The 7,411-nt window shown below is 65.0% G+C and carries 4 protein-coding genes and 1 pseudogene; 4 read left to right on the top strand and 1 reads right to left on the bottom strand.

Annotated features, from left to right (window positions below):
• Positions 1-825 (top strand): annotated as a pseudogene (locus ACIBCN_RS33680) (Fe-S oxidoreductase); the annotation flags it as partial.
• A 93-nt stretch (positions 826-918) separates the two neighbouring features.
• Here ACIBCN_RS33680 and ACIBCN_RS33675 read toward each other — a convergent pair.
• Positions 919-1,779, bottom strand: coding sequence for a haloalkane dehalogenase (locus ACIBCN_RS33675; RefSeq protein WP_396995727.1), 861 nt, complete (start codon positions 1,777-1,779; stop codon positions 919-921).
• Between the two features lie 205 nt (positions 1,780-1,984).
• On the opposite strand from ACIBCN_RS33675, the gene ACIBCN_RS33670 reads away from it, so the two are divergent.
• From ACIBCN_RS33670 to ACIBCN_RS33660, 3 genes are read left to right on the top strand one after another with little or no spacing between them, the layout of a single operon-like run.
• On the top strand, positions 1,985-3,052 hold the full coding sequence (locus ACIBCN_RS33670) for a UbiA family prenyltransferase (protein ID WP_396995726.1): 1,068 nt from the start codon (positions 1,985-1,987) through the stop codon (positions 3,050-3,052).
• Positions 3,052-4,149, top strand: coding sequence for an aminotransferase class I/II-fold pyridoxal phosphate-dependent enzyme (locus ACIBCN_RS33665; protein ID WP_396995743.1), 1,098 nt, complete (start codon positions 3,052-3,054; stop codon positions 4,147-4,149). Before ACIBCN_RS33670 ends, ACIBCN_RS33665 begins: the two co-directional genes overlap by 1 nt.
• The gene (locus tag ACIBCN_RS33660) at positions 4,137-7,385 is read left to right on the top strand and encodes a thiamine pyrophosphate-binding protein (protein WP_396995725.1); all 3,249 of its coding nucleotides are present in this window, start codon (positions 4,137-4,139) and stop codon (positions 7,383-7,385) included. Before ACIBCN_RS33665 ends, ACIBCN_RS33660 begins: the two co-directional genes overlap by 13 nt.
• Positions 7,386-7,411 lie beyond the last annotated feature (26 nt).

Below are 7,411 nucleotides of genomic sequence, written 5' to 3'. Positions count from 1 at the left end.
AAAGCTCCGGTGGTCGAAGAGGTCGCCGAACCGCAGCCCGAGGTCGAGGCCGAGACGCCGGCGCCCGCGAAGCCGGCCCCGACCGGTGGCGGGCTTGCGATGAAGGGCCCGGCCAAGGCACCCGGTGGCGGCGGACTCGGCATGAAGGGCGCCGCCAAGGCACCCGGCGCCAAGGCCGATACCGAAGCCACTGCCGGCGCAGGCGAATCGACTCCCGAGGCACCGGCCGCACCGGTCAAGGGCCTCGCGATGAAAGGCCCAGGCAAGAAGCCCGGCGGGCTCGGCATGAAGGGTGCCGCCAAGGCACCCGGCGCCAAGGCCGATACCGAAGCCACTGCGGGCGCAGGCGAATCGACTCCCGAGGCACCGGCCGCACCGGTCAAGGGCCTCGCGATGAAAGGCCCCGGCAAGAAGCCCGGCGGGCTCGGCATGAAGGGTGCCGCCAAGGCACCCGGAGCCAAGGCGACTCCTGCCCCCGCCGCTGAATCCGCTGCGCCGGAACACACTGCGGCTCCGGCCGAGGCCACCGAGACCAAGCCGTCCATCGCGCCCAAGGGCCTGGCCATGAAATCCGGCTTCAAGCGTCCCGGCTCGAAGGCGCCGGGCGCGGACACTTCGGCGGCTCCGGCCACCGAAGCCCCTGCGGCGCAGGAGGATCCGGCTCCCGCCGCTGAGGCTCCGGCCGCCGACCCGGCTGCCGCCGCCGAACCGGGCCCTGCCGAAGCCAATGGCACCGAAGACAACGGCTCCGCCAGGCCCCCGACCGCCAAGCCCGGCGGCCTCGGCTTCAAATCGGGTGTGAAGGCACCGCGGCGGAAGAATTAGGGGGTTCCGACCCGCAAAGCAGTCAGCCCAGCCTGATCGACAAGGGCGGCGCTACCTCGGGGTAGCGCCGCCCGAACGTCGCCGGTGCGAGGATCAGGGGAAGCGCTTCGCGATCGCCGTCGCGATCTCATCCGGTGCGTGCTCCTGAATGAACTGTTGCGCGCGTGGCAGCTCGTAGACCTCGAGATCGGTGAATGTCGTGCGTATTCGCGGGATGTGGGCCTTCGGTCGGTACACCATGTCCCGCATTCCCCAAACCAGCAGGGTCGGCTTGTCGCGGAGTGTGGCGGGTACGTCTCGGGAGAGCTGGTCCAGCAGCGGGCGGGCGTCACGAATCTGTTTGGCAATCACGCCGAGTCCCGTGCGGGCCGCCGCGTCGGGTTGCACCATTCGATAGTGATCGGCCTCGGCCGTGCTGAGCTTGCGCCCCAGCTCTCCGAGTAGGACGCGTTCGACGAGGAAGTTTCGCTCGAGGACCTGCCGCTGCATCAGGGGGGTGCGGATGAGCCCGCTGAAAATCCGATTCGCCCGCGCTTCGGGTGGCCAGAACGTGGTGTTGCCCAGCACGATGCCGCGCAACCGATCCGCGCGCGTGGTGACCGCGCCGAGGCCGATGGGGCCACCCCAATCGTGGCCCATCACAATGAAGTCGTCGAGCCGCAGGTGATCGATCAGCTCCCCCAGGACAGTGGTGTGCTCGGCGACGGTGTAACCGAAATCCGCAGGACGTTCCGACAATCCGAAACCCAGATAGTCGACGGCGATACAGCGATACCTGCCGCGTAATTCTTTCACGATGTGGCGGTAGAGGAAACTCCACGCCGGAACGCCATGGCAGAACAGGATCGTCGGTCCGGATCCTTCGTCGATGTAGTGGACCCGGCCTGCGGACGAGTCGAACCAGCGGGAGTCGAAGGGGTACAGGCTCTTATCGGGTACGAAGTCGATCAGCATGGGAACCTCTCTGCGATTCGGGACGATGTCTGATATACCCTGCCTTCGCGGAATCACGTGAATTGTCAATGATTTCGGCTGTACACGGGCCTGTGCAACTGATGAAGGTAGCGGTTGAACAGCCTTGGGCAATAATGGGTTTCGCTGTATGCTCACATCGCTGGAACCGCAATACGACGTATAAACTGTGCATGACGAGTGGGCTGTGATCGTGGTTGTTACAATTTCTACGCCGACGCTTGACGAGTTTTTGGGGCAGTCGGCACAGGAGAGAATCGACTGGGCAAATTCGTCCGATGGGCACACGACAGGAATTCTGGAAAGGCTCGAACTATTCCTTTCCTTTGCGCGACCGCGCACATGTTTGCCGGGGATGTTGGCGTTCTATCTTGCCTGTAAGATGCTGGGTTCGGCGATCGGTCTGGACGTATTTATCGGCTTCGCGATAACATTCTTGTACAGCGCGGTAGCGAATCTGTTCAACGGCTACTCGGATGTCGAAGAAGATAACGAGAACCTGCCGGCCCGCCTGTATCTTCTGGGCCTCTACGGCCGTCGGCGGTTGCTGCGCAGCGCGTATGCGGTGTGCTTGCTCATGCTGGTCCTGGCGGCTTTCGTGAGCCCAGTTTTCGTTCTGATGACGGTGATCTGCATTGTCATCGCCCACCAGTACTCCTTGCCGCCATTTCGCGTGAAGGCGCGGCCGGTGGTGTCGATCCTCCTCTTCGCATTGGATGTAGCCTTCCCATTCCTGATGGCTCCTGCCGTGGCGGAACGCGGACCGGCGGTACTCGGAAATTGGCCGTTCCTGATAATGGCCGCATATCTGTTCGTGTGGTTCGCGGCGAAGGGCCTGGTGAAGAACCTGCCCGACTATCACGGCGACAAGAATGCCGGACTATTGACTTCGGCGACAATGAACAGCACCCGGCTGCGGGCCGCGATAGGGGCGGCGACCGGGACGATCATCGTTTACCTGGGCCCCGCAATTCTGGTGGCCAGTGGGCAGTTCGCGGTCGAATACCTGCTGGCGCTGGTGTGGTTCCCGGTCGTGTGCGTGCAATGCGCGCGGATGATCCTCCGCGACGACAACCACTCGGCGAACAATATGCTCCGTTTCGACATGGTGGTATCGACGGGATACCTGTCCACCTGGATCCTGCTGGTGGATCCATCCATTTCATCGGTCGCCGTCGTGGCCGGGTCGATTCTCGTCATTTTCCTGATGGACGCCCTGAAACTCGATACCCGCAGAAAGAAGGACGTTGTGTGATGGATGCGTTGGAAAGGCTGATGAAGGCGCGTGCGGGTGCCGTGTGGAACGAGTATCGCGCGGACGAAGAGAATGCCTGCTCGGATGTCAGGCTGGACCTTTCGAATAATGCCTTGCCCTTTGCGCCATTACCGAGCGTCCGCAAGGCGATAGAGGTCGAGGTGGACCGCGCGGCGGACTACCCTTCCGCATCGTATGGTCCGCTGCGGACGGCGATCGCCGAGTTCATGGATTGCGCTCCTGACCAGGTCATCGTCGGGCCGGGCAGTGTGGGCGTGCTCGGATACATCATGCGCCGGATTGCCGGGGACGGCGGCCGGGTCGTCTTCGCGGTTCCGGCCTTCGATGCCTACGAGCGGGTCGTGGCGGACGCCGGCGGAACAGCAATGCCGGTGCCGGGCAACGAGATTCGGTGGCAGTCGCTGGAATCGATGGTGGCGGCGGCGGGGGACGACGCGGCCGCGATCCTGATCTGCTCCCCGCACAACCCGACGGGTGAGCAGGTGCCCCCCGAAGAGATCGAGATGGTCCTCTCGGCATTGCCGCGGCACACGGTCGTCGTTGTGGACGAGGCATACATCGATTTCGATCGAACAGGCGATGCCGCAGCGATTCTTCGACTGACTCGCTCGCACTCGAATCTTGTCGTCTTGCGGACCTTTTCGAAGGCCTACGGTCTGGCGGGCCTGCGTGTGGGCTATGCGATCGGCGACCGCGACCTGATCGGCGCCTGCCGCACCGCGGCCATGCCCTTCGGTGTGAACCGGCTGGCCGTGGCCGCGGCGATCGCCTCGCTGGATGTGCGCAAAGAGCTAGCCGCTCAGGTTGATTCGGTCGTCCATTGTCGTTCGTTGTTCAGCGCCTCGGTGCGCACCCGTGGAATCACCGCCCCCGAATCGGGCGGCAACTTTCTCTGGATGCCGTTGCGGCACACGGCATCTCTTGTGGATCGCTGCTCCAGCTCGGGGATCGCGGTACGTGAATATCCAGGCCTCGGCGTCCGGATCACCGTGCCCGCACTCGAACACGTGGATGAAGTCGTCGACGTACTCGCGGATGGATACAGCCGAATGGAGGCAAGCACATGCCACAGATGAATCCGCACCTGGGGGCCGATCTGATGGGGCGGCCACGATTCGCGGACGCACTCGTGGATCGATTGGTCCGAAACGAGGTGCGCTACATCTTCGGGATGCCCGCGGAATCGGTGAACTGCCTCGTCGATGCGGTCGGGCGGCGGGATGAGATCGACGTCATCGCGGTTCGCCACGAGAGCGCCGCCTCGTGGATGGCTGTCGGTTACGCACGGGGGTCGGGCACCGTCGGGGTGTGCTTCGGCACGGCCGGACCGGGTGCGACACATCTGCTGCCCGGCGTTTACGACGGACTGTACGACCGCGTGCCGGTCCTGGCGTTATCCGGACAGGTACACCTGGGCGATATCGGGACGAAATCGTTTCAGGAGATCGAATCTTCGCGATTGTTCCGGGACGGTACCTGGCGCTCCGTGGACATCATGTCGTCCGACCAGATCGGCGTCTTCGACCAGATCCTGCTCGGGGTACGACTTGAACAGACCTCCGCGCATGTCGCCATCCCCTCGGATCTGCTGATCGCACCGGTCGGTGCGGCGGAACAGCCGAGCCCGTATCGGCTGGATCGCAGGAGCGCTACGGAGGTCGACAAGAAGCGCGTCGAAGACCTCGCGGACCACCTGTGCGCGCACCCCGCGGCGATCGTCTTGGGTTCCGGCAGCAGGGAATCGGTCGATCGCGCACACCGGCTCGCACACGCACTGGATGCGAGGCTGCTGGCCTTGCCCGAGTCGGGAATCCCGGAGACATTGGTCACCCCCGTCGACGACGACGAAACCTCGGCGGTCGTCGACAGTGTTCTGCTCATCGGCCGCCTAACGGCCGGGGTACAGCGGTATTTCCCCGCGGCGAAGGTCTTGATCGAGATCACCGATCTCGCCACGTCGGGGTTCGACGCGCAATGCCGCAGGGTGGGAATCGCCGGTGATATTCCGGCGATTCTGGAATCCCTGACCGCCGCGGTGTCTAGTCGCACGGGCGTTCCGGCCCAAGACTCGCAGCCCTCGTCCGCGGTATGGCATGACAAGGATGCACCTGCGGGATGGGCAGTGCTTACGCGGCGGCTTGCGGGTGCCGCGGTCGCTGTCGATCCCGGACCGATCCAGCGACTGTCGCGCCGATTCCTGAGTGAGCGCACGAATGTACACAGTGCGTGGAATCTCGAGGCCGAGGGTTCGGCGCTGCCGATGGCCATCGGGCTCGCGCTGGCGGCCGGCGAAAGATGCTACGCGCTGACCGAACTCGCAGCGCTGGACCAGTACATCGCGGAGCTGTCCACCGCCGCGCGCTACGCGGTTCCGGTCACCGTGGTCTGCTCGGCCGAATCCGGTGCGACGATCCGAGATCTGGCTCAGGCCTTCGGAATCCGGGTGCTCTGGGCGGGGATTCCGAACGAGCTCGATGCGGGGTTGGCAGCGGCTGACCGGGAACCCGGTCCGGTCCTGATCTTGACCTCCGCGTTGGAAATGGAACCGGCACCCTCCGGAGAGACCGTGGATGCCGAGGTCGTTCCGTTCGCGACCGATCTGCTCGGCACCCTGGCGGGTCGTGGCATCGACTCGGTCTATCTGTCTCGAACCGCTCGTATGCGGCTCGGTTCAATGACTGCATTGCCCGGCCTCGACCTGCATGTCGTCGCCGATACGCAGGCGGCCGCCATGCGGGCGACCGCGGCCTTCAAGGCCGCCGGGACTCCGGCGTGTGCTGTCGTGACCTCACCGGCCGAACTGCTCGCACAACTGAACGGGCTCTACGACGCCGCGTTCGACAGCGCGTCGGTGCTGCTGGTCTCCTTCGAGATCGACCGCTGGTTCCTGGATCCGGCGGACGTGCTGGGGGAGATCTCGGCGATATCGGTGGTTCTGGACGGTACCGCCGAGGATTCGACGCGCCTGCGGGACGCGTTGCTGATCGTGACCGCCCGCGGCAAGGGCGTGACGCACATTCACGTCTCGAACTCCGCGATATCCGCCGGTAACAGTGCGGCGCTCGTGGAAAGTGCCAGTGCGCAAGGGATTCCGACATCATTGATCGGACTTCCCGGTAGCACGATGGCCGCGCACGAAGAGATCGCGCGAGCGGCGAAGCTGCTCGGCGCGGCAGAGAATGTCTCGATCGTCGTGGGCCGTGGCGCAGCCGGCGGCCGACGCGAACTTCTCGAGCTGGCGTCGCGCACCGGAGCTCCGCTCTACTGCACCATGGGGGCACTGGCCGCTAATGTGCTGGGGGAACACTGCGACGGGCTGGTGGGTACGTCCGGCCATGACGAGGCCATGCAGCACATCCGGCAGAGCGGGCTCGTCGTTTTGGTGGGCGTGTCCTGGCGAGGCTCCGCATTCGAGCTCGTCGGCAACGGCCCGGTGATTTCCCTCAACGCCGATCCGCTGACCTTCCTTCGGCTCCCGCCGGAATCGGTTGGTCTGCTCGGTGACGCGCGGGTGCTGCTGGAGGCGCTGATCGGATGCGTGAACGAGCATGCCGTCGAACGCGTTACCGCCCGCTCCGGCGCCGTGCAGCGGAAGGGGCCGCGGGAAAGTGCACGGGAACTGCGCGCGGTCGCGGCCGCGCAGATCATCGATCATGAGCTCGCGCAAGCCGACAGAGCATCCACCCTGAGCGTGGATGTCGGTATCAACACGCTGTGGGCGTACCGCCATGTGCGGTCCGCATCGCGCTACCTGTGGACCGCGTCGTTCGCCACCATGGGGTTCGCGGTGCCGGCGGCGGTGGACGTCGCCGTGCGCAATCCGGACGATATCTCGGTGGCGATCGTGGGAGACGGCGGGATCGGCATCACGCTGGCCGAGCTCCGCAATGCCGCCAAGGCCGGATCGACAACGGTCATAGTCGTTTTCAACAACAGCGCGCTGGCCGCCATCAAGTTCGAGAGCTGGATCATGGGCTGGCCGGACACTTCGTCGGAATTCGCGCCCTTGGATTTCGCGAGCTTCGCCCGGCATTGCGGGCTGCCCGCGGTGACGGCGCGGACATCCGGGGAATTCGGGATTGCGTTCCGATCCGCGCTGCGCAGCGACGGGCCGACACTCATCGACGCGCGCATTCCCGCGGTGGAGGCGCCCGCGCTGGCAGGGCGCATTCACCTGCGCCAGGTCGTGGGACTCGTGTCGGGCTGGCTGCGTGACGGTAAATCCGCGAGATCCGGCGCCTGGTCGATGGTGAAGGCGGTCGCCGCTGATGCGGCCGTGCAGGCGATTCGCCGGATAGGACCACACGAATGAAGTGTCCAGTCAACGAGAGAGGAGGG

It is taken from the genome of Nocardia sp. NPDC051052, from assembly GCF_044456045.1.
Classification (GTDB): Bacteria; Actinomycetota; Actinomycetes; order Mycobacteriales; family Mycobacteriaceae; genus Nocardia.
This window is presented reverse-complemented; position numbering and strand designations above follow the sequence as displayed.